Here is a 25,123-nt window from a genome sequence, read left to right on the forward strand (position 1 = left end):
AAAAAATTCCAACAGCTGATAGCATGTTGGAATAGGAATATTAGTTGAATTCGGCCTTACTTTTAACATCGCTGTATTCTTCAGCAACTTCTTGACTAAGAATATCTTCATAGGCGGGAAGGACGATGTCCTGACCGTATTTTTTCTTGAGGGCAGTAGTGACTAAGCGATAGGCTAAGTTTGCATTACGGGATAAAATAGGCCCGTGGAAATATGAACCAAAGACGTTTTTATAGTGAACACCTTCACCGACCTTTTCTTCGTTGTTTCCATTTCCGTAAACAACCTGACCGAGTGGTTTTTGGTCATCAGATAGGAAGGTGCGACCTTGGTGGTTTTCAAAGCCATAGTAGGTTTCATCAAATTCTTCGTTATGAATTTTAATGTCACCGATAAAGCGGTTGTTGGTTTGGTTGAGTGTGTAATGTCCCATGACGCCAAGACCTTCAATGCGTCTTCCGGAAGCTTCAACATAATATTGGCCCAATAGTTGGAAGCCACCGCAGATAGCTAGGACGACACCATCATTTTGGATAAACTTGTCGATATTTTCTTTTTTAGCAGGCAAATCACCAGCAATGATACTTTGTTCAAAGTCTTGGCCACCGCCGAAAAAGGCAATATCGTAGTGATGTTCATCGAAATTATCATGAAGCGAAACGATATCAACTGTTACATGTGCACCCAGCTTTTCAGCGACGTACTTGAGCATGAGGATATTCCCATTATCTCCGTAGGTGTTCATGAGATTCCCATAGAGGTGGGCGATATTTAGTTGGTAAGGATAATTGCCATCTTTTGAGGAAAGTGAAGTATAAACCATTAGTTCATCTCCTTTCTAACAATCTGACGATTTGCTAGTAATTCTCGGAATTCTAGCATAGCCGTGTAAGTCGCAAGGATATAGGCATGCTTGCAGTCTTGAGCTTCGATTGTTTTGAGAACTTGTTCCAGACTGCTTGTCTCAGTGATTTTATCAGCTGGGTAACCAGTTACTCGAAGACGACGAGCGATTTCAGAATGACGAACACCACCCGCGTTGATTTCAGGAATGTCCATATCAGTAATTTGCTCAAAGTCAGCATCCCAAATCCAGCTGGTATCAATCCCGTCCGCATAATTTGCATTGAGGAGAACAGAAAGACTAAATGGGTAAGGAGCTAGTTTGATCATTTCGATAGCCTGGGTAGCACCAACAGGATTCTTGATGAGGACCAGTGTACATTCCTTGTCACCGATATGGAAGGTTTCTTGGCGACCAAATACAGCACGACTCTTATCAAATCCTTGTTTAATCAGTTGAGAATCAGCACCAAGGTAACGCGCGATAGCCACCGCAGCGAGAGCGTTGTAGATGTTGTAGAGTCCACCGATTTGGATACCGTATTCTTGACCATCGATAACAAAGAGAGAACGATTGTTGGTCAACTCAACCAATTCTGTCAGACGGTAGTCTAAGTCAGGACGTTTACATCCACAGTTTTCGCAGATATAGGCTCCCAAGTTGGCATAAGTATTGAGCTCATATTTCAGAATACTTTGACAGTCAGGGCAGAGAATACCTTCGGTGTTGTAGTGAGCAAGCTTTGCTGGACCTTTTTCCAAATCAAAGCCAAAATATTGAACAGGATTTGGAATTGCAGGCTTGTAGAAGAGTGGACTGTCACCGTTAAGGAGCACAGTAGCAGTAGGAACTTTTCGAATAGCATCCAAAATCATGTTGTAGGTCGTATAAATCTCACCGTAGCGGTCCATCTGGTCACGGAAGATATTGGTGATAACGAAAAGACTAGGCTGGATGTAGTCACAGATATGTGAGAGACTAGCTTCGTCGATTTCAAGAACTGCAATATTTTTTCCAGTTTTTGAAGATTTTGCAGTCAAGAAAGTAGTCGTAATCCCTGTGATCATGTTGGCACCACTTGGATTGGTTAACACTTGACCGTAAATTTCCTTTAGGATACCGACAGTAAGAGCGGTCGTCAAGGTTTTCCCATTAGTACCAGTTACTACAACAATCTCATAGTTCTTCGCTAAATGTTGTAAAATATCTTTATCAAGTTGAAGGGCAAGTTTTCCAGGGAGCGTGCTTCCACGTCCAAGACGACTCAAAATAAAATGAGAAGAACGCCCAGCAAGAAGGCCCAAAGTAGTTTTTAATTTCATGTTTCTATTATATCATAAATGCTTAAAAAGACGGATTTGAGATTTTGGATAAAAAAACAACCCTAGGTGGGTTGCTTTTTAATAAGTGTATCTTAGGTTAAATCGCAAACAAATCATTCAAGTTTTCAGCCAAGGTTGGGTGAGTGAAGATTTGTTTTGTGAAGTAAGTGTATGGAATCTTATTATCCATAGCAACAGTAATGATGTTGATGATTTCTTGTGAACCTTCAGAGAAGATAGTAGCACCGAGAATTTCTTTTGTTTCAGTGTTGACAACGGCTTTGAAGGCACCACGAAGATCTCCATTGACATGACCACGAGGCATTCCAGCAACAGGCATTTCTTTGACTGCGTATGGAAGTTTCAAATCAGCCGCTTGGCTTTCAGTCAAACCGACTTGAGAAAGAGCGGGTGTGATAAACATGGTGGTTGGTACGTTGAGACGGTCTTCAAGAGTGTAGCTACCATCTCCAGCAAGATAGCTATAAACAACACGGAAGTCATCAAGTGAAACGTAGGTAAATTGAGGTCCACCATTGACATCACCGACTGCAAAGACACCAGGAACAGTTGTTTGACAATGTTTATCTACTTTGATAGCACCACGTTCAGTTAGTTGGATATCAGTGTTTTCAAGTTGAAGTGGTTCCACATTTGGTTTACGTCCAGTTGCGTAGAGAAGAGCATCAAAACGGTAAGTTTCGTTTTCAGTTACGACAAGGACTTGGTCACCGTCGTTTTTGATTTCAGTAGTATGAACGTTTTGAAGCAATTCAATACCGTCTTCTTCCATGTATTTCTTAGCAAGAGCTGAGATAGAAGGTTCTACACGAGGTAAGAAGGTATCTAGAGCATCCAAGACAGTTACCTTACTTCCAAGTTTATTGTAAAGACCAGCAAATTCAAGACCAATGTTTCCGCCACCAAGTACACCAAGTTTTTCTGGTAATTGTTCTAAGTTTTGGATACCTGTTGAATCAAAGACATTCTTGCTTGTTGCAAGACCTGGAATTGGTAATACATTTGAAACAGCACCAGTATTGATGACGATGGTTTCAGCAGTTAGTTCTTGTTTTTCATCACCAGCTTGGATTTCGATGACCTTGTTCGAAACAAAGTGAGCTTCCGCATCTAAAATATCGACACCTGTACCTGCTACAGTAGCATAGTTTTTACCATTGAGTCTTGTGGTAACGGTGTTTTTGGTCTCCATGACTTGATCAAATGACAAGCCTTTTTCAGCAGCTACGAGTAAAGTTTTAGTAGGGATACAAGCAATATTGATACAAGTTCCCCCGTACATAGCCTTGCTGCGTTCAATGAGGGCAACTTTTTTACCAGCTGAAGCCATTTTACCAGCTAGTGTCTTACCAGCTTTCCCAAATCCAATGACAATTAAATCGTATGTTAACATTTAAAAATCCTCCTTTTCGAATTTCATTCTAGCACAAGAAAAAAATTTTTTCACAAATCTGCTACGGAAAATTGAGTGGGCTGATTTCTTCACTTTTTAGCAATAATGAATTTGGTCATTTTATAAGGGGGTCAGACTATCTTTTACTCATTTCTTGTGTTATACTAGATAGGTTGCAAAGATAGCAATACTTTTCTTTTGTGGAAAAGAAGCAACACGATTTGTCATATAGGAAGTATGAAAATACGTCATAAATAGAAAAGTATAAAGAAAGCGCCATAGGGTGGCTTCGCACCACCTTTAGAAAGAAGAAAAACGTGAAATTTAATGAATTTAATCTTTCTGCTGACCTTTTAGCAGAAGTTGATAAAGCAGGATTTGTAGAAGCAAGTCCTATCCAAGAGCAAACCATTCCATTGGCTCTAGAAGGAAAAGATGTAATTGGTCAAGCTCAGACTGGTACGGGGAAAACTGCAGCTTTTGGACTCCCAACTCTCGAAAAAATCCGCACCGAAGAAGCGACCATTCAAGCTTTGGTCATCGCTCCCACTCGTGAACTAGCTGTTCAAAGTCAAGAAGAACTTTTCCGCTTTGGGCGAAGCAAGGGTGTAAAAGTCCGTTCTGTTTATGGTGGTTCAAGTATCGAAAAACAAATCAAGGCACTTAAATCAGGAGCTCATATCGTAGTTGGAACGCCTGGTCGTCTTCTAGACTTGATCAAACGCAAGGCCTTGAAACTACAGGACATTGAAACTCTTATCCTTGACGAAGCAGATGAAATGCTTAACATGGGCTTTCTTGAAGATATCGAAGCCATCATCTCTCGTGTACCTGAGAATCGCCAAACCTTACTTTTCTCAGCAACTATGCCAGAGCCTATCAAACGCATCGGGGTTCAGTTCATGAAAGAACCTGAGCATGTGAAGATTGCTGCTAAGGAATTGACAACAGAACTCGTAGACCAGTACTATATCCGTGTTAAGGAACAAGAAAAATTTGACACCATGACTCGTCTCATGGATGTAGAACAACCAGAACTTGCAATCGTATTTGGTCGTACCAAACGCCGTGTGGATGAGTTGACTCGCGGTTTGAAAATCCGTGGCTTCCGAGCAGAAGGGATTCATGGAGACCTTGACCAAAACAAACGTCTTCGAGTTCTTCGCGATTTTAAAAATGGCAATCTTGATGTTCTCGTCGCAACAGATGTCGCAGCTCGTGGTTTAGATATCTCAGGAGTGACTCATGTATACAACTATGATATTCCTCAAGACCCTGAAAGCTATGTTCACCGTATTGGCCGTACAGGTCGTGCCGGTAAGTCAGGCCAGTCCATTACTTTTGTAGCTCCAAATGAAATGGGTTATCTCCAAATTATCGAGAACTTGACTAAGAAGCGTATGAAAGGCTTGAAACCAGCGACAGCAGAAGAAGCCTTCCAAGCTAAAAAGCACGTGGCACTTAAGAAAATCGAACGTGACTTTGCAGATGAGACTATTCGTGGAAACTTCGACAAATTTGTTAAGGATGCGCGCAAACTCGCGGTAGAATTTAGTCCTGAAGAATTGGCCATGTATATCCTCAGCTTAACAGTTCAAGATCCAGACAGTCTTCCAGAAGTGGAAATCGCGCGTGAAAAACCATTGCCATTTAAACCATCTGGTGGTGGTTTTGGTGGTAAGGGCAAAGGTGGTCGTGGAAATGGCTACCGTGGAGACAAACGCCGTGATCGAAATCATAGAGAAGACCGTGATGGTGGACGCCGTGATTTCAAACGGAAGTCCAATAAAAATAGCCGAGACTTTGAAGGAAAAGGAAACAAACGCCCACATCGTACCTCAAGTGAAAAGAAAAACGGCTTTGTAATCCGCAACAAAGGTGACAAATAATAAAAAAACAATCCAATAAATGGATTGTTTTTTTATATATAAGGAGACCTACATTAGAAATACTCATACACATCAAAGGATTTATATATTTGTTATCTTGTAATATTATATTATCAAAAAAGAATAGCTTTGTCAATAAAAATATTCAAAAAATATCAAAAATTTCCAAACAAAAGAGAATTGCAATTCAATAAACAATTTTCAGATAATTATTGAAAAATCGCTTTCTTTATGTTATAATAATAGGGATTAAATGCGAGGTGAGTTATGGCAAACTTATTAGAAAAAACAAGAAAAATTACATCTATGTTGAAACGTTCTGAGGAACAATTCCAAGATGATTTACCTTATAATGCCATTACCCGTCAGTTGGCTGATATTATCCATTGCAATGCCTGTATTGTGAATAGTAAAGGCCGACTTTTGGGATATTTTATGCGCTACAAAACCAATAATGACCGTGTAGAGCAATTTTTCCAATCAAAGATTTTCCCAGATGACTATATTCAAGGCGCTAACATGATTTATGATACGGAAGCAAACCTTCCAGTAGAGCATGACTTGACTATTTTTCCGACTGAGAGTCGTGCTGATTTTCCTGATGGATTGACAACTATTGCTCCAATTCATGTCTCAGGAATTCGTTTAGGATCTTTGATTATTTGGCGTAACGATAAGAAATTTGAAGATGATGATTTGATTCTTGTTGAGATTTCAAGCACTGTAGTTGGGATTCAACTTCTCAATTTCCAAAGGGAAGAAGATGAAAAAAATATTCGTCGTCGTACAGCAGTAACGATGGCAGTAAACACCCTATCTTACTCTGAACTTAGAGCAGTATCTGCTATTTTAGGAGAACTAAATGGTAACGAAGGTCAGTTGACTGCGTCAGTTATTGCAGACCGAATCGGTATTACACGTTCAGTGATTGTCAACGCCCTACGTAAACTTGAGTCAGCAGGAATTATTGAAAGCCGATCTCTGGGTATGAAGGGAACCTATCTTAAAGTATTGATTCCAGATATATTTGAAGAAGTGAAGAAGAGGGATTACTAATGACCAAGGCTTTGATTTCGATTGACTACACGGAAGATTTTGTTGCAGATGATGGAAAATTGACTGCTGGTGCTCCAGCGCAAGCTATTTCAGATACTATCTATCAGGTGACAAGGAAAGCTTTTGAGCGCGGGGACTATATCTTCTTTACGATTGATGCTCATGAGGAAAACGATGTTTTTCATCCGGAAAGTAAACTCTTCCCACCTCATAACATCATTGGGACCAGTGGACGCAATTTGTATGGAAAGTTAGCAGACTTCTATCAGGAGCATGCTAATGATAGTCGTGTTTTCTGGATGGATAAGCGTCACTATTCAGCCTTTTCAGGGACAGATTTGGATATTCGTCTAAGAGAGCGTCGTGTAGATACTGTCATTTTGACAGGCGTTTTAACAGACATTTGTGTTCTCCACACAGCTATTGATGCATACAATCTTGGCTATCAGATTGAAATTGTCAAACCGGCTGTCGCTTCTATTTGGCCTGAAAATCATCAATTTGCGCTATCTCACTTCAAGAATACCTTAGGAGCCAAGTTGCTTGATGAAAATTTAAATGAAATAACTGAATAATTTTCATAGATATGTAAAAATATGAAAAAAGTATTGACAAGATTTGGGAAAGTTGATATACTAGTACAGTAATCGACGCGGGGATGGCGGAATTGGCAGACGCGCAGGACTAAGGATCCTGTGACCGCTTTAGGTCGTGAGGGTTCAAGTCCCTCTCTCCGCATAGTAGATGAGCTAGCTTTTTATTTTTTTGAAAGATGTATATTGAAAAACATACAGGATAGTTTTTTTGTATGTTTTTTGTTTTCTTTTAAAAAGTGTTACAATATAGATAGAAAAGAAGGAAAAGAAATCAGTATTAAAAAAATAGAGAGAGTAGTGTAGAAAAGTTTAATCTATCCTATTTTATAATGGTTATTATTGGGAAAGATTTCATGGTTAAAGACTTGTATTCCCTGATTTAAAATAGGCATTTCAAAAATGTAAAGGAGGATTACGATGGTTAATGAACTTCAACGAATAATGAGCGCATTTATTCAAATTCTCTTTATTATTTTACTACCTTATATCTGGTGGTTTCTGACTGCGAGGGGGAAAGTCCCATTTATGGAATGGATTGGTTTAAAAGCTATTAAAGGGTTGAAGATTCTTATCTTATCGCATGGATAATTGGTGGCTTTCTCCTGTTTACAATTTTTTCTATGTTTATCTTTCCTCTAACACGTAGTATAGAAACGGCTACTTCGGCATTTTCCGATATGGGTCTTAAAGATTTGCCAAGTATACTAATTTATAGTTTTTTACAGACTTCTTTGCCTGAGGAACTTTTATTTAGAGGGTTTTTATTAAAACGATTAGTTAATCATATGCCATTTTTCTTTGCAAATACGATACAGGCTATCGCTTTTGGTTTGATTCATGGAATATTATTTGTCTCACTCGTATCTATAGAAATTACTCTTTTTATTACCTTGTTTACAGGAGTAATCGCTGCTTATTTAGGCTTTGTCAATGAGAAAAAAGCTGGAGGCTCTATTTTTACGAGTTGGATCATACATGCTTTAGCTAACATTTTCTCTGGGATAGTTGCTGCATTTTCTCTGTTTTAATCTGGGGGATTTATAAATATAAAGTCAGTAGAAATACTGGCTTATTTTATTTCAAAAATTTTTCTTTTTTCATAAACATTTCATATTTGAATATTATAATGGATTTACAAATATGGAGGTGCTATATGAATCCCACTCAAAGAGCTTGGGCTTATGTCAGCAGAAAACGACTGAGAAGTCTCATATTATTTTTGATTCTATTTGTTTTATTGGCAGGAATATCGGCTTGTTTGACGCTTATGAAGTCCAACAAAACAGTAGAAAATAATCTTTATCGCTCACTGAATACATCGTTTTCGATTAAAAAAATCGAAGCAGATCAGACTTTTCAACTGTCTCAACTAGATGACCTTAAAAAGATAAAGGGTCTTGAGAAGATTTCACCTGAGCTAGAGACAATAGCTAAGTTGACTGACAAAGAAGTTGTTACTGGGGAACAAAGTATCCAAAGGGATGATTTGACAGAGGCTGAAAAAAATCTTATCAGTTTGATTGCTTTGGAAGATTCTTCCAAGGATGTTGCTTTTACAAGTTCCGCCTTTAGCCTTATAGAAGGAAGACATATCGAAAAAGGGGATCGAAAAAAAATCTTAATCCACGAAGATTTAGCCAAGAAAAACAATCTAAAAGTAGGAGAGAAGATTAGCTTAAACCCTGCTCAAGTAGGAGGAAACAGTGGACAAACACTAGATTATGAAATCGTAGGTGTTTTCTCAGGTCAGAAGCAAGAGAAATTTACCGGTCTATCATCAGACTTTAGTGAAAATACGGTCTATACAGACTACGAAAGTAGCCAAAATTTACTTGGCAACAAGGAAGCTCAAGTTACTGCAGCCCGTTTCTATCTTGAAAATCCAAAAGATATGGATGGTATCATTCAAGAGGTTGAAAAGTTATCCCTGGAAAACCAAGGGTTCCAAGTTGAAAAGGAAAATAAGGCCTTTGAACAAATCAAGGATTCCGTTTCGACCTTCCAAACCTTCTTACAGATTTTCCTCTATGGCATTATGATTGCTGGTGTAGGGGCGCTGATATTGGTCTTGTCACTTTGGTTACGAGAGCGAGTCTACGAAGTTGGTATTTTATTGGCACTAGGGAAGGGAAAAGGAGCAATCTTTAGCCAATTCTGCCTGGAAGTCATCATAGTTTCATTGGCAGCTATTCTGCCAGCATTTGTGGCTGGGAATGCTATTACTTCCTATCTCTTGAAGACTGTACTAGCAAGCGGTGACCAAGCTGCACTACAAGATACACTGGCCAAAGCGACTAATCTTTCAACCAGTATCCAATCATTTGGAGAATCTTACGTCTTTCTACTTGTGATTAGCTCCTTGTCAGTTGCACTTTGTTTTATCTTTTTATTTAGAAAATCACCTAAGGAAATTTTATCATCCATCAGTTAATAAAGGAGAAATCATGACTTTACTACAATTACAAGATCTTACTTATCGTTACAAGAACACTGCAGAAGCAGTATTATATAAAATCAATTACGATTTTGAACCTGGTAAGTTTTATAGTATTATCGGAGAATCAGGAGCTGGGAAGTCAACACTCTTATCTCTATTAGCAGGACTTGATAGCCCAGTCGAAGGTGCTATCCTATTCGAAGGCAAGGATATTCGTGAACAAGGTTATTCTTATCATCGCATGCACCATATCTCTTTGGTTTTCCAAAACTATAACTTGATTGATTATCTTTCTCCATTGGAAAATATCCGCTTGGTTAATAAAAAAGCTAGCAAGGATACGCTTCTTGAACTTGGTTTAGATGAAAGTCAAATCAAGCGGAATGTTCTCCAATTATCAGGTGGGCAGCAACAACGTGTTGCCATTGCTCGTAGTTTGGTATCTGAGGCGCCAGTGATTTTAGCAGATGAACCAACAGGAAACTTGGATCCTAAGACTGCTGGAGATATCATCGATTTGCTCAAATCTCTCGCTGAGAAAACAGGCAAGTGTGTAATCGTTGTGACCCACAGCAAGGAAGTAGCACAAGCATCAGATATTACACTGGAATTGAAGGACAAGAAACTGACTGAAACAAGAAAAAATAGTAACTAAAACTTTTAAACATATTAAAAACTGAAGTAAATCTAGAAAGGAATCTTATGTTACACAACGCATTTGCCTATGTCACAAGAAAATTTTTCAAGTCGCTTGTGATCTTTCTTATCATTCTCTTGATGGCTAGTTTGAGTTTGGTCGGCTTATCAATAAAGGGAGCAACAGCCAAGGCTTCTCAAGAAACCTTTAAAAATATTACCAATAGTTTCTCCATGCAAATCAATCGTAGGGTCAATCAAGGAACTCCACGTGGTGCGGGGAATATCAAGGGTGAAGATATCAAAAAAATTACCGAGAACAAGGCCATTGAATCCTACATCAAACGGATTAATGCTATCGGTGATTTGACAGGCTATGAACTGATTGAAACGCCTGAAACCAAGAAAAATCTAACTGCAGATCGAGCTCAACGTTTTGGAAGTAGCTTGATGATAACAGGTGTCAATGACTCTTCTAAAGAAGACAAGTTTGTGTCAGGCTCTTACAAACTGGTCGAAGGAGAACATTTAACAAACGATGACAAATACCAGATTCTCATGCACAAAGACTTGGCTGCTAAACACGGCTGGAAGGTAGGGGATAAGGTTAAACTCGACTCTAATATCTACGATGCAGATAATGAAAAAGGAGCCAAGGAAACAGTAGAAGTAACGATCAAAGGACTTTTTGATGGACATAACAAATCTGCTGTGACCTACTCACAGGAACTATATGAAAATACAGCAATCACAGATATTCACACAGCTGCCCAACTCTATGGATATACAGAAGATACAGCTATCTATGGAGATGCTACCTTCTTTGTAGCTGGGGATAAGAACCTCGATACGGTCATGCAAGAAATAGGATCCATCAACGGTATCAACTGGAAGATGTATAGCTTAATCAAGAGTTCATCAAACTATCCTGCTCTTGAACAATCTATCTCAGGCATGTACAAGATGGCTAATCTCCTCTTCTGGGGTAGCTTGAGCTTCTCGGTTCTCCTGCTTGCTCTCTTACTCACGCTATGGATTAATGCCCGTCGTAAAGAAGTTGGAATTCTTCTTTCCATTGGTCTTAAACAAGTAAGTATTCTGGGACAATTTATCATAGAAGCAATTATGATTGCTATTCCAGCTCTTATTTCAGCCTACTTCCTAGCCAACTATACAGCTCGTGCTATTGGAAATACAGTTCTTGCCAATGTCACATCAGATGTGGCTAAGCAAGCTAGTAAGGCAGCCCAAGCCTCTAATCTTGGTGGTGGTGCAGAAGTGGACGGCTTTAGCAAGACTCTTTCAAGTTTAGATATATCCATTCAACCTTCTGACTTTGCTATTATCTTTGTACTTGGCTTGGTTCTAGTGGTACTAGTTATGGCACTTGCTTCAAGTAATCTCCTATTTAAACAACCAAAAGAACTCTTGTTGGATAGTGAATAAAAAACTTGCTACCTATTCTCACTCAAATGAGATATAATATAGGTAGCATTTTTGATAGAAAAGGATTTATATGAAAATTCTAATTGTAGAAGATGAAGACATGATCCGTGAGGGAATTAGTGATTACTTGGCGGATTGTGGCTATGAAACTATTCAGGCTGCAGATGGTCAAGAAGCCTTAGAACAATTTTCAAATCACCAAATAGCTCTGGTTCTCTTAGATATTCAAATGCCTAAACTCAATGGTTTAGAGGTTTTGTCAGAAATCCGTAAGACCAGCCAAGTTCCAGTCTTGATGTTGACAGCCTTTCAGGACGAAGAGTATAAAATGAGTGCCTTTGCCTCACTAGCAGATGGATATCTAGAAAAGCCTTTTTCCCTATCTTTGTTAAAGGTACGAGTAGATGCTATTTTCAAGCGTTATTATGATGCAAGTCGTACCTTTACCTATAAGGATACCAAGGTTGATTTTGACAGTTATAGAGCTAGTGTAGCGGGGAAAGATGTTCCTGTGAATGCAAAAGAACTAGAAATCTTAGATTATCTGGTCAAAAATGAAGGTAAAGCCTTAACTCGGTCGCAGATTATCGATGCTGTTTGGAAGGTGACAGATGAGGTTCCATTTGACCGAGTGATCGATGTCTATATCAAGGAACTACGGAAAAAACTAGACTTAGACTGTATTCTTACCGTGCGGAATGTCGGCTATAAATTGGAGAGAACATGAAAAGACTGAGTTTATTTAAAAAGATTTTTATCTATACCTTCTCGGTATTCTGTACCTTAGTCATTTGTTTGCATTTGGCCATCTATTTCCTCTTTCCTACTACCTATCTCAGTCATCGTCAGGAGAGTATCGGACAGAAGGCAACAGAAATTGCCCAAACCCTCCAAGGAAAAGACAGTCAAACTATCCAGGAAGTACTTGAACTTTATTCTCAAAGTAGCGATATAAAGGGAACCATCAAGGGTGAAATGACTCAGGATAAGTTAGAAGTCAAGGACAATCTTCCAATTGATAGAGATCGACAGACGGCCTCCTTGGTCATTGAGGAAAGAGAGGTCCAATCTAAGGATGATCAGACCTTGACCATACAGTTTATTGCTTCTATGGATTTGCAGAAAGAAGCAGAAGATATGAGTCTGCAATTCCTACCCTATACTCTGTTAGCTTCTTTTCTGATTTCACTCCTGATTGCATATATCTATGCCAGAACTATCGTAGCTCCGATATTGGAAATCAAGCGAGTAACTCGAAGGATGATGGACTTGGATGCAGAAGTGAGATTGCGCGTGGATTCCAAGGATGAGATTGGGAATCTCAAGGAGCAAATCAATAGTCTCTATCAGCATCTCTTGACCGTCATTGCGGACTTGCATGAGAAAAATGAATCCATCCTCCAGTTAGAAAAGATGAAGGTTGAGTTTTTGCGAGGAGCTTCCCATGAACTGAAAACACCTCTTGCTAGTCTGAAAATCCTTTTGGAAAACATGCAAGCAAACATAGGTCGCTATAAAGATCGCGACTATTATCTGGGTGTTTCTTTGGGGATCGTGGATGATTTAAGCCACCATGTTCAGCAGATTTTATCCCTTTCTTCGGTGCAAGAATTACGAGATAAGAAGGAGCAAATCAACCTTCTGGATATGACCAATCTCCTATTGATGGATTATGACTTGTTAGCCAAGGAGAGAGAAATCTCTATTGAGAATCAGTTGACTAACCAGAAGGTTTATCTAAATCCTTCGGTACTCAAGCTGATTCTTTCAAATCTTATCAGTAATGCGGTGAAGCATTCCATCCAAGGTGGCTATCTAAAAATTGGGACAGAAGATGACTGGTTTTTTATTGAAAACGCCTGTACAACAGAAGAGCAAGATAAGTTTGAACAATCCTTTACAACTTCTAGTCGCCAAAGTAAGGGAGCTGGTTTGGGACTATTTGTGGTCAAGAGTTTATTAGAGAACGAAGAAATTGACTATTATTTTGAAAGAGATGAGAATCACTTAGTATTTTTCATGAAGCTACCACAGGTCAATCCGGAAAGTGATTAAGAAAGGGTTTACATCAATCTGATTGGAAGAAATTCAATCTAAAGTATGGGAAAAACTAGATTTTTTTATCAAAAAGTGATAAAATGAACAATGTAAATGGGATATCCCATAAAAATATACAGGAGGCCTGATAAAATGGCAATCGTTTCAGCAGAAAAATTTGTCCAAGCAGCTCGTGACAACGGTTATGCAGTTGGTGGATTTAACACAAACAACCTTGAGTGGACTCAAGCTATCTTGCGCGCAGCAGAAGCTAAAAAAGCTCCAGTTTTGATCCAAACTTCAATGGGTGCTGCTAAATACATGGGTGGTTACAAAGTTGCTCGCAACTTGATCGCTAACCTTGTTGAATCAATGGGTATCACTGTACCAGTAGCTATCCACCTTGACCACGGTCACTACGAAGATGCACTTGAGTGTATTCAAGTTGGTTATACTTCAGTTATGTTTGACGGTTCACACCTTCCAGTTGAAGAAAACCTTGAAAAAGCTCGTAAAGTTGTAGAATTTGCTCACGCAAATGGTGTATCAGTAGAAGCTGAAGTTGGAACTATCGGTGGTGAAGAAGACGGAATCATCGGTGATGGTGAATTGGCTCCAATCGAAGATGCTAAAGCAATGGTTGCAACTGGTATCGACTTCTTGGCGGCTGGTATCGGTAACATCCACGGTCCTTACCCTGCAAACTGGAAAGGTCTTCACCTTGACCACTTGCAAAAATTGACTGAAGCTGTACCAGGATTCCCAATCGTATTGCACGGTGGATCAGGTATTCCTGACGACCAAATCCAAGCAGCTATCAAACTTGGTGTTGCTAAAGTTAACGTTAACACTGAATGCCAAATCGCATTCGCTAACGCAACTCGTAAATTTGCTCGTGACTACGAAGCAAACGAAGCAGAATACGACAAGAAAAAACTCTTCGACCCACGTAAATTCTTGGCTGACGGTGTAAAAGCTATCCAAGCATCAGTTGAAGAACGTATCGACGTATTCGGTTCAGAAGGTAAAGCTTAATCTAGCTGAACTAAACAAAATAGAAGCCTGCCCCTGAGGGTGGGTTTTTTGTGTGAGTAAAATGAATGAATCTATTTGACAATTATACTTAAGTAAGATAATATGAGCTTGTAGAACAACTTTCCTCCTTATATAATATATATTTTCAGGGTAATTATAATTCATGAATAATTCTTATATTTTACTTAGACATGCTCATTCAAGATTTTCAAGTGATGATTTGAATAGAACTTTGTCAGAAAAAGGGGTTTCATCTCTTGATCAGTTAGAGTTTTTGAATTCTTTTAATATTCATTATTATTTTTCTAGTCCTTATAAACGAGCATTTGAAACGATTAATAGCTCGCCAATTCAATTTGATAAAATAGTTCTTGATAATCGGTTACGAGAGCGAAAATTATCTTCAACCTTTATAAAAGATTCTGAGTTTGAGGACAGTATTAAATATTTATGGGACAATCCAGATCAATCTTTTGTAGGAGGTGAATCAAATCAAGTAGCTTTAAAGAGAATCCTAAATTTATTGGAGGAATTGGAAGGAAGATACTCAGATAAGACGATTTTACTGAGTTCACACGGGAATTTGATAGGAATACTACTACATCACTTTGATTCCAGTTTTGATTATGAAAAATGGGAGCAGATGACCTTTCCAGATTGTTTTCTAATTGATAGAAATGGGATTGTGAAAAGAATTATGAAAGATTAGTACTTTGATTCAATAGTGATTCATATTGATCAAAATAGTTTGCTTTTTACTATTCGTAGCCTGCCCCTAGGGGCAGGTTTTTTGGTGTCTTAAGGAAACTATTTAACAGAATTTTTGATTAAAAGTATCATTTTAAGAGAGAAATCTCTAATTTCATAATCTATAAGCAAACGCTTGCATTCCTTTTTTTATTAGATTATAATAGGTAAAGCCTTCTGTAATAATATTGAGAAAGTGTAGAAAGTAAGGATTTAAAATATTTGTAGTCAAAAATACAATGTTGCTTCTTACGATAGGGAGATAAATATGGCAATGATAGAAGTGGAACATCTTCAGAAAAATTTTGTGAAGACAGTTAAGGAGCCGGGGTTAAAGGGAGCCTTGCGCTCCTTTATTCATCCTGAAAAGCAGACCTTTGAAGCGGTCAAGGATTTAACTTTTGAAGTTCCAAAAGGGCAGATTTTAGGATTTATCGGGGCAAATGGTGCTGGGAAGTCAACCACCATCAAAATGCTGACAGGGATTTTAAAACCGACATCTGGTTTTTGTCGGATTAACGGCAAGATTCCACAGGACAATCGCCAAGATTATGTCAAGGATATTGGAGTCGTTTTCGGACAACGCACCCAGCTATGGTGGGATTTGGCATTGCAAGAGACCTACACGGTCTTGAAGGAGATTTACGATGTGCCAGACTCGCTTTTCCGTAAGCGCATGGACTTTTTGAATGAAGTTTTGGATTTGAAGGAATTTATCAAGGATCCTGTGCGGACTCTTTCACTAGGTCAACGGATGCGGGCGGATATTGCGGCTTCCTTGCTTCACAATCCTAAGGTTCTCTTTTTAGATGAGCCAACCATTGGTTTGGATGTGTCGGTCAAGGATAACATTCGCCGGGCTATTACTCAAATCAATCAAGAAGAAGAAACAACTATTCTCTTGACTACTCATGATTTGAGTGATATTGAGCAACTCTGTGATCGGATCTTTATGATTGATAAGGGGCAAGAGATTTTTGATGGAACGGTTAGCCAGCTCAAGGGGACCTTTGGCAAGATGAAGACTCTTTCCTTTGAGCTGACGCCAGGTCAAGGTCATCTCGTCTCTCATTATGAAGGCTTGCCTGATATGTCCATTGATAGACAAGGAAATAGCCTGACTATTGAATTTGATAGTTCCCGCTACCAATCAGCTGATATTATCAAGCAAACCCTGTCTGATTTTGAAGTCCGTGATTTGAAGATGGTGGATACGGATATTGAGGATATTATCCGTCGTTTCTACCGAAAGGAGCTTTAAGATGGTCAAATTGTGGAGACGTTATAAACCCTTTATCAATGCAGGGATTCAGGAGTTGATTACCTATCGAGTCAACTTTATTCTCTATCGGATTGGTGATGTCATGGGGGCTTTTGTGGCTTTTTATCTATGGAAGGCTGTCTTTGACTCCTCCCAGGAGCCTTTGATTCAGGGCTTCAGTATGGCAGATATCACCCTCTACATCATCATGAGTTTTGTGACCAATCTGTTGACCAGGTCTGATAGCTCCTTTATGATTGGGGAGGAGGTCAAGGATGGCTCCATTATCATGCGCTTGCTTAGACCAGTGCATTTTGCGGCCTCTTACCTTTTCACCGAACTTGGCTCCAAGTGGTTGATTTTTATCTCTGTTGGGCTGCCATTTTTAAGTGTCATTGTTTTGATGAAAATCATATCTGGGCAAGGTATTGTAGAAGTGCTAGGATTAACTGTCCTTTACCTCTTTAGCTTAACTCTGGCTTATCTGATTAACTTTTTCTTTAATATCTGCTTTGGATTTTCAGCCTTTGTGTTTAAAAATCTATGGGGTTCCAATCTACTCAAGACTTCAATAGTGGCCTTTATGTCTGGCAGTTTGATTCCCTTGGCTTTCTTTCCGAAAATCGTTTCAGATATTCTGTCCTTCTTGCCATTTTCATCCTTGATTTACACTCCGGTTATGATCATTGTTGGGAAATACGATTCCAGTCAGATTCTTCAAGCACTTTTGCTTCAGTTTTTCTGGCTTATAGTGATGGTGGGCTTGTCTCAGTTGATTTGGAAACGAGTCCAGTCATTTATCACCATTCAGGGAGGTTAGGATGAAAAAATATCAACGCATGCATCTGATTTTTATCAGACAATACATCAAGCAAATCATGGAGTACAAGGTTGATTTTGTGGTTGGTGTCTTGGGAGTCTTTCTGACTCAAGGATTGAACCTCTTGTTTCTCAATGTCATCTTTCAACACATCCCCTCGCTAGAAGGTTGGACCTTTCAAGAGATTGCCTTTATCTATGGATTTTCCTTAATTCCAAAGGGATTAGATCATCTTTTTTTTGACAATCTCTGGGCTTTAGGTCAACGACTAGTTCGAAAAGGGGAGTTTGACAAGTATCTGACTCGTCCTATTAATCCTCTTTTTCACATCCTCGTTGAGACCTTTCAGATTGATGCCTTGGGTGAACTTTTGGTCGGTGGAATCTTACTAGCGACAACGGCGACTAGCATTGCTTGGACTCTTCCCAAATTCCTGCTTTTTCTAGTTTGTATTCCTTTTGCGACCTTGATTTATACTTCCTTGAAAATTGCGACAGCCAGCATCGCTTTTTGGACCAAGCAGTCAGGTGCCATGATTTACATTTTCTATATGTTTAATGATTTTGCCAAGTATCCTATTTCTATTTACAATTCGCTCCTTCGTTGGTTAATTAGCTTTATTGTACCTTTCGCCTTTACGGCCTACTATCCTGCCAGCTATTTCTTGCAGGACAAGGATGTCTTCTTTAATATCGGTGGTTTGATTCTGATTTCTCTTGTTTTCTTTGTTATTTCCCTCAAACTTTGGGACAGGGGGCTAGATGCCTACGAAAGTGCTGGTTCGTAAGAACTAGAGTAAGACTAAAATCAAGAAAGGAACTTATGATGTTTGTAATTAAAGAAGTCAAGAATGAAGATCAAAAAATGGCAGTTGTCGCGGAGGTTTTAAAGGATTTGCCAGAATGGTTTGGAATACCAGAAAGCACGCAAGCCTACATCGAAGGAGCCAAGGACTTGCAAGTGTGGGCTGCCTATCAGGAGGGTGATTTGCTTGGCTTTGTAAGCTTGTCCTATTCTAGTGAAGATTGTGCAGAGATTGATTGTCTCGGTGTAAAAAAATGTCATCAAGGTAGAGGAATTGGGAGTCAATTGCTTGCTACTTTAGAAAGTGAAGCACGTAAAAACGTTGATTATTTACAAGTGAAAACAGTCGCAGAAGGCTCTAATCAAGATTATGACCGAACAAATGTCTTTTATCGCAGTGTTGGTTTTAAAAAATTAGAGATTTTTCCTCAACTATGGGATCCTCAAAATCCTTGTCAGGTTTTGATAAAGAAAATCGTTTAAAACTTCTTGACAAAAAAATTGAGAGTGCTATACTAAAGTGGTAATCGCCGATTTAGCTCAGTTGGTAGAGCAACGCACTCGTAACGCGTAGGTCACAGGTTCGATCCCTGCAATCGGCAAAGTGAAAGATGTCCATTTGGGCTTCTTTTTCTTTTTATAAAATTCTGACCACATAGTCTATGATGTTTACCACATAGACAAAATCTATTGTTTGTGATTTTTATTTCTGTTATAGTAGTAATTGTCAAGGGGAGATATAGCTTCCTAACAAAATAGAAAATGAGGTAGAATCATGAAAAAAGTATTAGGTATCGGATTTTTAGTAGTAGCAGGAGCAGTCTTGTATTTTGGTTTAGTTGGATGGCCAAGTTTGGATGTTAACATCTGGGCACTATTTCCAGTAGGTCTGTTTCTATTATTTACACTTGAAAATCTAGTGAAAAAAGATTATAAGGCCAGTCTCATGAGCTTGATGATTGCCTTTATCATTGCAAATGCTATTTTTGACATCTTGCCACTTTCAAGTGGTTTAGTTATCGGTGCAGGAGTGCTGGCTTGCGTGGGAATTGGATTTCTCATTCCTGACGTTAATAAGAAAGAAGCATAATACAAAAAAGTCTCGAGCTTTCTCGAGACTTTTTCTTTATTGACCTGCGTAATATTTTTGAATACCTTTGACAATACCAGCCACTAATCTGTTCTGGTAGGCATCGCTACGAATCTGTTGATTTTCGTCGAAATTATCAATGTATCCTAATTCTAAAAGAACTGCTGGTTTATCAGTTTCACGAAGTACAGCAAAACTTCTTTGGAGGAGACCTGCATCCTTGGCACCTGTTTCAGCTAGAAGAGAAGAGTGGATGTCAGCTGCAAGACGATTGCTTTCACTGATTCGGTCGGGATTGTTATGCCAGTATTTGTTGATCCTAGAAGGATAACTAGGGTCTGCTTCATAAGAATAAGTTTGAATACCAGCACTATTTGAAGCTGGATTTCCACTAGCATTAAAGTGAATACTGATCAATATATCTGAATCAGTATTGTTGGCTATTCTTGAACGTTCAGTGACAAAGTCGACAAAGACATCACTATCTCTAGAAGAAAGGACAGTATAGCCAAGACCTTGGAGTTCCTTGCGTAATTTTTGATAAACTTGCATGGTTAGGTCTTTTTCATTAGTATTGTAATAAACAGCACCAGGATCTTTACCGCCGTGACCTGGATCTAGGAAGATGATGTTGTTATATTTCCCCTTTTCAAAACCACGACTCACAGAAGCTTCACCAATCCATTTTCCATCACTTTGAAATTGTTGGTTTTTTCCATCTATTTTATGGGTTCCTGTGACATAAACACCATTTTCATCTACATAGTAACGAGCTTTATAGTAGCTATCATCAATCCACTCACTCTTAGCCATGTAACCACCGGCCTTGAGGTAGTAGGAGCCAATCCATTCACGCGCTGCATAAGTACCACCTGATTTCAAATAGAACCAACTATTGTAGTTTTTATCGAAAATCCATTCTTTTTCAGCCATGGCACCGCTAGATTTTAGGTAGAAGCTACCTTGCCATTGGTTGCTTGCCATTGTGGCATCTTTGTTAAAGTAGTACCAAACTCCACCGATTTTATCCCACTTGTTTTTGATTAAGCTACCAGAAGCTTGAGCATAATACCATTTGCCATCTTGTTTGACCCAAGTGCTCTCGGCCATAGCACCACTATTGGTAAAGAGATAACCGTTAAAAATGGTGTTGCTGAGCATGATACCGTCTTTATCAAAGTAGTACCATACACCGCCAATCTTTTTCCAGTCTTGTTTAACGGTTTTTCCAGATGGATTAGCATAATACCAGTTATCTTTAATTTTAGCCCAGCCACTATCGACCATAGCCCCGCTGCTAGTCAGGATGTACCCATCATAAATTGTATTGCTGAGCATGATACCATCCTTATCAAAGTAGTACCATTTACCGTGGATTTTTTTCCAATTGACGGCAGCCTTGTTCGCTTCATAGAAGCGCCAGATATTTTCTTCAAAGACCCAACCATCTTTTTTGTCTTCTGGAACCTGGTTTTCTTCTTTCTTAGCTGAAGTTTTACTTGCGTTTGTTGTAGAAGTTGTTGGTGTGCTTGAACTTGCTTCAGTAGAAGGAACTGGTTCCTTTGTTTCAACCTTGTTAGCTGTTGTAGTTTGTTGCGTCGTTTCAGCTGAAGTAGTTTGGACTTTATTTTCTTCAGCTAAAGCTGGGTTTGTTGCAAATCCTAGGTAAGTAAGCATGATGGCACTTGCAAAGAACGTTTTTTTCACTTGTTTCATCTCCTATTTATTTTTTAATAATCTCGTTTTTAAATGTCATTAGAAAAGCACCTCAAATGGAACGTCGGGTTGCCAACTTTGTTGAGGTGCTGGCGAAATTTGTTGCCATTTATTTCATCATGAAGATTTGAACAATCATGATGATGTAGATGAGCAATGTGAGTAGGAATCCAGCTCTCCAAAAGAATTTCAAGAATTTTGGATAATAAAAACTACGTTTTTTGCTCAAGAAGAAAAAGGCTAGAATGATAGCTAGCAAGGATAAGGCTGCTCCCAAAACGGGAAGTTGATTGTGTGTAAAAACCTTAGCACTGATAAAATAATATTCAAAAATTAGAAAAGGGAAAGCCAAATCAGCAAAGTTGATGCCCCTTTTCTTTAACTTAAAGAATCTGCTCAGAATAATTGCTAAAGCCAAGGTTAATACCAAAAGCAAGACGGAAGCGAGTTTCATTAAAATCATAACAATATTGTATCATAAAACTTGAATAATAGGAAAGCATATTCCTTGATTTAACAGTGTTTTTCTAAAAATTTTTGTTTAGAAATTGATTTTTTATACTTTATACAAATTCAGTGTATGTTGGATACAAAAATGGTAATAGTTTGAGTCTTCAATATAAATCTTTTTTATGGTGACCATAGAAAATATATATTAGTCAGAAAGAAAGAATAGTAGTAGAATGAGTAGCAAATAAAACAAAGGAGTTTCTTATGAAATTAGTTACGTTATGGTCAAAACTCTCACTAGGAATCCAATTATTGGTGGCTTTGGTCTTAGGTGTTATCGCTGCGGTCATCTGGCCACAATTTGCAGGTTTTTATCAATTTTTAGGACAAGCCTTTATTAAATTGATCAATATGGTTATCATTCCACTAATCTTCCCGACTATCGTTGTTGCAGTAGCCAGCGTTATCGGGAAAAAATCTTTCGGGAAAATCTTGACCAAGAGCTTGGTTTACTTTTTTGCCGTGACAACTGCTATTACGCTCTTGTTTGTATTTGCTAGTTACTATTTAGGATTTGGACAAGGTGTGAATATTGGTCAAACTGGTGGGAACCTTGATGGTATCGCCAACAATGTAAAATTTAGCGAATTTCTCCTTGGTTTTATTCCATCAAATATTGTCAAATCTCTTTCAGACGGCGCCCTATTGCCGATTATCGTTTTTGCTATCTTTCTTGGTTACGGAATTGGTAACCTTAAGTCTGATAAATCTCAGAAAATCATCGAAGGTTTCCAAATCTGGATTGAAGCTATTTATAAGATTGTTGCAGTGATTGTTAAACTATCACCGATTGGGATTTTTGGATTTATCGCCAAAGATGTTGCAACGACTGGTGTTGACAAGTTGATTGGGCTTGGTCAATTTGTAATCGGAACTTATTTGGCTTATGCTGTTTTGGTTCTCCTTATTTTCCCTTTGATTGCTGTCTTCTTTAAAGTACCGTATTTATCAGCCTTTCGTGAAAATTGGAGCCTCTTGACACTGGCCTTTGTTACTGGTAGTTCTAGTGTTGTCTTGCCTTCACTTCTTAAAGATTTGAAAAAACAGGGGCATGACGAGCACACGATTGATTTAGTTGTTCCTTTAGGATATACTTTTAACTTAGAGGGAGCAGCAGTTTATTTCTCTGTAGCTACGATTTTTATCGCGCATGCCTACGGCATTCAATTTTCTTTATCAAGTCTCTTGTTTACTGTTTTGCTTTTGACTTTGATTGGAAAAACTGCAGCAACTGTGCCATCAGGGGCTATCGTGGTTCTACTTGCTGCAGCACCTCAGTTGGGCTTGCCAGTTGAAGGAGTAGCCTTGATCTTTGCAGTTGATTTCTTTGTCAATGCTGGCCGTACTATGATCAATGTTTTGGGTCAAATCTTAACAGTTAGCGTTATCGAAAAAACAGAAGGATATATTTTAGAAGAAGAAAAGGAAAGCCAATTATCAGTCAGCTTTTCTTAAGGAGATGATAAGTAATGAGCGAAACAAAAGTTTATGTGATTCATGAGAATCTTGAATGGACCCAGCATTTGGTCAAATGGTTGGAAGAACTAGAAGTCCCTTATGAACTGTGGGATTTGTCTAGTGGCATTTTGGATTTGCAAAGTCCACCGCCACAAGGTATCTTTTACAATCGTATGTCTGCGTCTTCTCACACCAGAGGGCATCGCTATGCGCCAGAATATACAGAGCAGGTGATTACTTGGTTAGAAGCACACGGACGCAAGGTTGTGAATGGAACTGGTGCCATCAACTTAGAAATCAGTAAAGTCAAACAATATTTGAAATTAAACGAGTCTGGTATTGAGACTCCTGCGACAGTTGCAGTTTTAGGCCAAGAAAATATCATTGAAGCAGCCAGAAAATTGAACATCTATCCATTGATTACCAAGCACAATCGAGCAGGTAAGGGGTTAGGAGTTCAACTCTTCCAAAATGAAGAAGAATTGGAAGCTTATGTCAATAGTCCTCTCTTTGAACCATCAGTGGACGGGATTACCTTGTTACAAGCCTACATTAAGCCAAGTGATGGACGCATCCGTCGTTCAGAGTTTATCAATCAAAAATTCCTTTATACTGTTTCAATCGATTCTTCAGATGGTTTCCAATTGTGCCCAGCAGATGGTTGTCAAATTGGCAAGAGACCAGAACAACTAGAAACGTCTGAAAAATTCCAGATTACAGAACCCCTACCAGATTCTCGAAGAGAAGCTTATGAAAATTTCCTTAAGAATGCTCAGATTGAAGTTGCTGCTATTGAATGGGTTCAGTCAGAGAATGGTGATATTTATGTTTATGATGTAAATACCAACACAAACTACAATCCTACCGCAGAAAAAAATGCCAATATTTTTGCTCACCAACATTTGGCTCAATATCTAAAATCAGAGTTGCAAGCCCTAACGAGTGGACAATAAAGTACTAAAGAAAATCCCCCAGTATTAAATGACTGGGGGATTGATTTGTTTATATTCTTCGAAAATCAAATTCAAACAACGTCAGCTTCGCCTTGCCGTACTCAAGTACAGCCTGCGGCTCGCTTCCTAGTTTGCTCTTTGATTTTCATTGAGTATTAATCGATAAAAAATTATTGATTGACCTTGAAGTCTGGATCCTTAAGGCTTTGAACACTCGCATTAATCACAGCACCGACAATCAATAACTTGGCAATGATAATGAACCAGAACATCATGACAACAACGATGATGGAACTGAAAAAGCGAACATCAACGAGATAGTTGACATAGTTATTGAAATAAGCTGAAAAGATAGTTAATAAAGAAATAAGAGTGACGAATACGAATAGACTTCCAGGTATGACGTAGCGAATCTTACTTACTTTAACATTTGGTAGGAAATAATAGAGCATGATTACGATTGCAAAAAGAAAGGCATAAATCAGCGGACCTGTAAAATCTTGTAGATAAGAAAATAGAGCACTCTCGGATTTCCAGTAGTTTTTTAGCAAATCCAATAACATATGGCCGAACATACTGAGGAATAAGGCAAGTGCAAAGAGAATTTGAAGGCCAAAGCTAACCAAGAGACTCATCAGCTGGTGTGAGATAATTCCTCTATTTTTTGCGATTCCATAGGCTTTATTAAAAGCCTTTTGAAGAAAATTCATGGATTTGGAGAAAGTCCAAAGAGCTGATAAGATAGCAAAGCTCAGTAAACCTGTTGATGGTTGAGTCAGAACTTCTCTGACAATCTTCGCGACAACTTCATAGATTGTATCTGGTAAAAATTCCTTGATTGTTAATAGAAAGTTTGAGATGGGAATTTGAAAGTAGGGTAAGATATTGACCACTATCATGAGTAAAGGGAAGATTGAAATCAACCAATAGTAGGCAACAGCAACGCTAGTTAACTCACTATCGGAGGCTTGATAGTAGTGCAAAAAAGCTTTTAATAAGGGTCTATCAGTCAGCTGTTTCCACAACTTTTTCATGTTACAATCCTCCAACTT

The 25,123-nt window shown here is 38.6% G+C and carries 23 protein-coding genes, 2 tRNA genes and 1 pseudogene; 20 read left to right on the forward strand and 6 right to left on the reverse strand.

The features are described from left to right. Nucleotides 1-40: 40 nt before the first annotated feature. The 3 genes from gatD to HMPREF3237_RS07375 all read right to left on the reverse strand — a co-directional run bounded on the left by gatD (nucleotide 41) and on the right by HMPREF3237_RS07375 (nucleotide 3,580). On the reverse strand, nucleotides 41-823 hold the full coding sequence (gene gatD, locus HMPREF3237_RS07365) for a lipid II isoglutaminyl synthase subunit GatD (protein ID WP_070889367.1): 783 nt from the start codon (nucleotides 821-823) through the stop codon (nucleotides 41-43). Beyond that, nucleotides 823-2,166 (reverse strand): lipid II isoglutaminyl synthase subunit MurT, encoded by a 1,344-nt coding sequence (gene murT, locus HMPREF3237_RS07370; RefSeq protein ID WP_070889368.1) that lies wholly within the window; start codon nucleotides 2,164-2,166, stop codon nucleotides 823-825. Before murT ends, gatD begins: the two co-directional genes overlap by 1 nt. A 97-nt stretch (nucleotides 2,167-2,263) precedes the next feature. Continuing rightward, complete coding sequence (locus HMPREF3237_RS07375; RefSeq protein ID WP_070889369.1) at nucleotides 2,264-3,580, reverse strand: FAD-containing oxidoreductase; 1,317 nt, start codon at nucleotides 3,578-3,580, stop codon at nucleotides 2,264-2,266. Nucleotides 3,581-3,897: 317 nt separating this feature from the next. On the opposite strand from HMPREF3237_RS07375, the gene HMPREF3237_RS07380 reads away from it, so the two are divergent. From HMPREF3237_RS07380 to HMPREF3237_RS07465, 18 genes and pseudogenes are all read left to right on the forward strand, one after another. Then, on the forward strand, nucleotides 3,898-5,469 hold the full coding sequence (locus HMPREF3237_RS07380) for a degradosome RNA helicase CshA (protein ID WP_070889370.1): 1,572 nt from the start codon (nucleotides 3,898-3,900) through the stop codon (nucleotides 5,467-5,469). A gap of 267 nt (nucleotides 5,470-5,736) precedes the next feature. Beyond that, nucleotides 5,737-6,525: a GTP-sensing pleiotropic transcriptional regulator CodY gene (codY, locus tag HMPREF3237_RS07385; RefSeq protein ID WP_006145308.1), complete on the forward strand. Its 789-nt coding sequence runs from the start codon at nucleotides 5,737-5,739 to the stop codon at nucleotides 6,523-6,525. After that, entirely contained in the window at nucleotides 6,525-7,100 is a 576-nt protein-coding gene (locus HMPREF3237_RS07390) for a cysteine hydrolase family protein (RefSeq protein WP_070889371.1), read from the forward strand. Before codY ends, HMPREF3237_RS07390 begins: the two co-directional genes overlap by 1 nt. A gap of 77 nt (nucleotides 7,101-7,177) precedes the next feature. Beyond that, nucleotides 7,178-7,263, forward strand: a tRNA-Leu gene (locus tag HMPREF3237_RS07395). A 275-nt stretch (nucleotides 7,264-7,538) separates the two neighbouring features. Continuing rightward, nucleotides 7,539-8,149: pseudogene (locus HMPREF3237_RS07400) on the forward strand (CPBP family intramembrane glutamic endopeptidase). A gap of 125 nt (nucleotides 8,150-8,274) precedes the next feature. After that, entirely contained in the window at nucleotides 8,275-9,552 is a 1,278-nt protein-coding gene (locus HMPREF3237_RS07405; protein ID WP_070889372.1) for an ABC transporter permease, read from the forward strand. Nucleotides 9,553-9,565: 13 nt separating this feature from the next. Continuing rightward, on the forward strand, nucleotides 9,566-10,213 hold the full coding sequence (vex2, locus tag HMPREF3237_RS07410; protein ID WP_004252438.1) for an ABC transporter ATP-binding subunit Vex2: 648 nt from the start codon (nucleotides 9,566-9,568) through the stop codon (nucleotides 10,211-10,213). Nucleotides 10,214-10,260: 47 nt separating this feature from the next. After that, a complete protein-coding gene (vex3, locus tag HMPREF3237_RS07415) occupies nucleotides 10,261-11,640 on the forward strand; it encodes an ABC transporter permease subunit Vex3 (protein WP_070889373.1) in 1,380 nt (459 codons plus the stop codon). A gap of 70 nt (nucleotides 11,641-11,710) precedes the next feature. Next, nucleotides 11,711-12,367 (forward strand): response regulator transcription factor VncR, encoded by a 657-nt coding sequence (gene vncR / locus HMPREF3237_RS07420; RefSeq protein WP_070889374.1) that lies wholly within the window; start codon nucleotides 11,711-11,713, stop codon nucleotides 12,365-12,367. Beyond that, nucleotides 12,364-13,695: a sensor histidine kinase VncS gene (gene vncS, locus HMPREF3237_RS07425; RefSeq protein WP_070889375.1), complete on the forward strand. Its 1,332-nt coding sequence runs from the start codon at nucleotides 12,364-12,366 to the stop codon at nucleotides 13,693-13,695. Before vncR ends, vncS begins: the two co-directional genes overlap by 4 nt. Before the next feature lie 135 nt (nucleotides 13,696-13,830). Next, a complete protein-coding gene (locus HMPREF3237_RS07430) occupies nucleotides 13,831-14,712 on the forward strand; it encodes a class II fructose-bisphosphate aldolase (protein ID WP_001019005.1) in 882 nt (293 codons plus the stop codon). A gap of 163 nt (nucleotides 14,713-14,875) precedes the next feature. Further along, nucleotides 14,876-15,421: a histidine phosphatase family protein gene (locus HMPREF3237_RS07435; protein WP_070889376.1), complete on the forward strand. Its 546-nt coding sequence runs from the start codon at nucleotides 14,876-14,878 to the stop codon at nucleotides 15,419-15,421. A 306-nt stretch (nucleotides 15,422-15,727) separates the two neighbouring features. Then, on the forward strand, nucleotides 15,728-16,720 hold the full coding sequence (locus HMPREF3237_RS07440) for an ABC transporter ATP-binding protein (protein ID WP_070889377.1): 993 nt from the start codon (nucleotides 15,728-15,730) through the stop codon (nucleotides 16,718-16,720). Nucleotide 16,721: 1 nt separating this feature from the next. Further along, nucleotides 16,722-17,540: an ABC transporter permease gene (locus HMPREF3237_RS07445; RefSeq protein WP_070889378.1), complete on the forward strand. Its 819-nt coding sequence runs from the start codon at nucleotides 16,722-16,724 to the stop codon at nucleotides 17,538-17,540. Nucleotide 17,541: 1 nt separating this feature from the next. Continuing rightward, nucleotides 17,542-18,327: an ABC transporter permease gene (locus HMPREF3237_RS07450; protein WP_006145314.1), complete on the forward strand. Its 786-nt coding sequence runs from the start codon at nucleotides 17,542-17,544 to the stop codon at nucleotides 18,325-18,327. Nucleotides 18,328-18,365: 38 nt separating this feature from the next. After that, nucleotides 18,366-18,827 carry a GNAT family N-acetyltransferase gene (locus tag HMPREF3237_RS07455; RefSeq protein ID WP_025168641.1) on the forward strand — a complete coding sequence of 154 codons (462 nt, stop codon included), beginning with the start codon at nucleotides 18,366-18,368 and terminating at the stop codon, nucleotides 18,825-18,827. A 46-nt stretch (nucleotides 18,828-18,873) separates the two neighbouring features. Next, nucleotides 18,874-18,946, forward strand: a tRNA-Thr gene (locus HMPREF3237_RS07460). 173 nt (nucleotides 18,947-19,119) lie between these two features. Continuing rightward, nucleotides 19,120-19,434 carry a hypothetical protein gene (locus HMPREF3237_RS07465; RefSeq protein WP_006145316.1) on the forward strand — a complete coding sequence of 105 codons (315 nt, stop codon included), beginning with the start codon at nucleotides 19,120-19,122 and terminating at the stop codon, nucleotides 19,432-19,434. Nucleotides 19,435-19,470: 36 nt separating this feature from the next. Here the strand turns inward: HMPREF3237_RS07465 and HMPREF3237_RS07470 are convergent, their stop codons facing one another. Together HMPREF3237_RS07470 and HMPREF3237_RS07475 are read right to left on the reverse strand one after the other, a co-directional pair. After that, nucleotides 19,471-21,141, reverse strand: coding sequence for an N-acetylmuramoyl-L-alanine amidase (locus HMPREF3237_RS07470; RefSeq protein ID WP_070889543.1), 1,671 nt, complete (start codon nucleotides 21,139-21,141; stop codon nucleotides 19,471-19,473). Nucleotides 21,142-21,259: 118 nt separating this feature from the next. After that, entirely contained in the window at nucleotides 21,260-21,619 is a 360-nt protein-coding gene (locus HMPREF3237_RS07475; protein ID WP_025170012.1) for a DUF3397 domain-containing protein, read from the reverse strand. Nucleotides 21,620-21,864: 245 nt separating this feature from the next. Between HMPREF3237_RS07475 and HMPREF3237_RS07480 the strand changes: the two genes are divergently transcribed. Together HMPREF3237_RS07480 and HMPREF3237_RS07485 are read left to right on the forward strand one after the other, a co-directional pair. Next, nucleotides 21,865-23,115, forward strand: coding sequence for a dicarboxylate/amino acid:cation symporter (locus HMPREF3237_RS07480; protein ID WP_070889379.1), 1,251 nt, complete (start codon nucleotides 21,865-21,867; stop codon nucleotides 23,113-23,115). Between the two features lie 14 nt (nucleotides 23,116-23,129). Next, on the forward strand, nucleotides 23,130-24,071 hold the full coding sequence (locus HMPREF3237_RS07485) for an ATP-grasp domain-containing protein (RefSeq protein WP_070889380.1): 942 nt from the start codon (nucleotides 23,130-23,132) through the stop codon (nucleotides 24,069-24,071). A gap of 170 nt (nucleotides 24,072-24,241) precedes the next feature. Here the strand turns inward: HMPREF3237_RS07485 and HMPREF3237_RS07490 are convergent, their stop codons facing one another. Further along, nucleotides 24,242-25,105: a YihY/virulence factor BrkB family protein gene (locus HMPREF3237_RS07490; RefSeq protein WP_070889381.1), complete on the reverse strand. Its 864-nt coding sequence runs from the start codon at nucleotides 25,103-25,105 to the stop codon at nucleotides 24,242-24,244. Nucleotides 25,106-25,123: the final 18 nt, after the last annotated feature.

Source organism: Streptococcus sp. HMSC34B10 (assembly GCF_001839505.1).
GTDB lineage: Bacteria > Bacillota > Bacilli > Lactobacillales > Streptococcaceae > Streptococcus > Streptococcus peroris.

What these genes read in the sequence shown, in the direction of transcription:
- gatD (WP_070889367.1), bottom strand. Translation starts at nt 823, where the DNA reads ATGGTTTATACTTCACTTTCCTCAAAAGATGGCAATTATCCTTACCAA.
- murT (WP_070889368.1), bottom strand. Translation starts at nt 2,166, where the DNA reads ATGAAATTAAAAACTACTTTGGGCCTTCTTGCTGGGCGTTCTTCTCAT.
- HMPREF3237_RS07375 (WP_070889369.1), bottom strand. Translation starts at nt 3,580, where the DNA reads ATGTTAACATACGATTTAATTGTCATTGGATTTGGGAAAGCTGGTAAG.
- codY (WP_006145308.1), top strand. Translation starts at nt 5,737, where the DNA reads ATGGCAAACTTATTAGAAAAAACAAGAAAAATTACATCTATGTTGAAA.
- HMPREF3237_RS07390 (WP_070889371.1), top strand. Translation starts at nt 6,525, where the DNA reads ATGACCAAGGCTTTGATTTCGATTGACTACACGGAAGATTTTGTTGCA.
- HMPREF3237_RS07405 (WP_070889372.1), top strand. Translation starts at nt 8,275, where the DNA reads ATGAATCCCACTCAAAGAGCTTGGGCTTATGTCAGCAGAAAACGACTG.
- vex2 (WP_004252438.1), top strand. Translation starts at nt 9,566, where the DNA reads ATGACTTTACTACAATTACAAGATCTTACTTATCGTTACAAGAACACT.
- vex3 (WP_070889373.1), top strand. Translation starts at nt 10,261, where the DNA reads ATGTTACACAACGCATTTGCCTATGTCACAAGAAAATTTTTCAAGTCG.
- vncR (WP_070889374.1), top strand. Translation starts at nt 11,711, where the DNA reads ATGAAAATTCTAATTGTAGAAGATGAAGACATGATCCGTGAGGGAATT.
- vncS (WP_070889375.1), top strand. Translation starts at nt 12,364, where the DNA reads ATGAAAAGACTGAGTTTATTTAAAAAGATTTTTATCTATACCTTCTCG.
- HMPREF3237_RS07430 (WP_001019005.1), top strand. Translation starts at nt 13,831, where the DNA reads ATGGCAATCGTTTCAGCAGAAAAATTTGTCCAAGCAGCTCGTGACAAC.
- HMPREF3237_RS07435 (WP_070889376.1), top strand. Translation starts at nt 14,876, where the DNA reads ATGAATAATTCTTATATTTTACTTAGACATGCTCATTCAAGATTTTCA.
- HMPREF3237_RS07440 (WP_070889377.1), top strand. Translation starts at nt 15,728, where the DNA reads ATGGCAATGATAGAAGTGGAACATCTTCAGAAAAATTTTGTGAAGACA.
- HMPREF3237_RS07445 (WP_070889378.1), top strand. Translation starts at nt 16,722, where the DNA reads ATGGTCAAATTGTGGAGACGTTATAAACCCTTTATCAATGCAGGGATT.
- HMPREF3237_RS07450 (WP_006145314.1), top strand. Translation starts at nt 17,542, where the DNA reads ATGAAAAAATATCAACGCATGCATCTGATTTTTATCAGACAATACATC.
- HMPREF3237_RS07455 (WP_025168641.1), top strand. Translation starts at nt 18,366, where the DNA reads ATGTTTGTAATTAAAGAAGTCAAGAATGAAGATCAAAAAATGGCAGTT.
- HMPREF3237_RS07465 (WP_006145316.1), top strand. Translation starts at nt 19,120, where the DNA reads ATGAAAAAAGTATTAGGTATCGGATTTTTAGTAGTAGCAGGAGCAGTC.
- HMPREF3237_RS07480 (WP_070889379.1), top strand. Translation starts at nt 21,865, where the DNA reads ATGAAATTAGTTACGTTATGGTCAAAACTCTCACTAGGAATCCAATTA.
- HMPREF3237_RS07485 (WP_070889380.1), top strand. Translation starts at nt 23,130, where the DNA reads ATGAGCGAAACAAAAGTTTATGTGATTCATGAGAATCTTGAATGGACC.
- HMPREF3237_RS07490 (WP_070889381.1), bottom strand. Translation starts at nt 25,105, where the DNA reads ATGAAAAAGTTGTGGAAACAGCTGACTGATAGACCCTTATTAAAAGCT.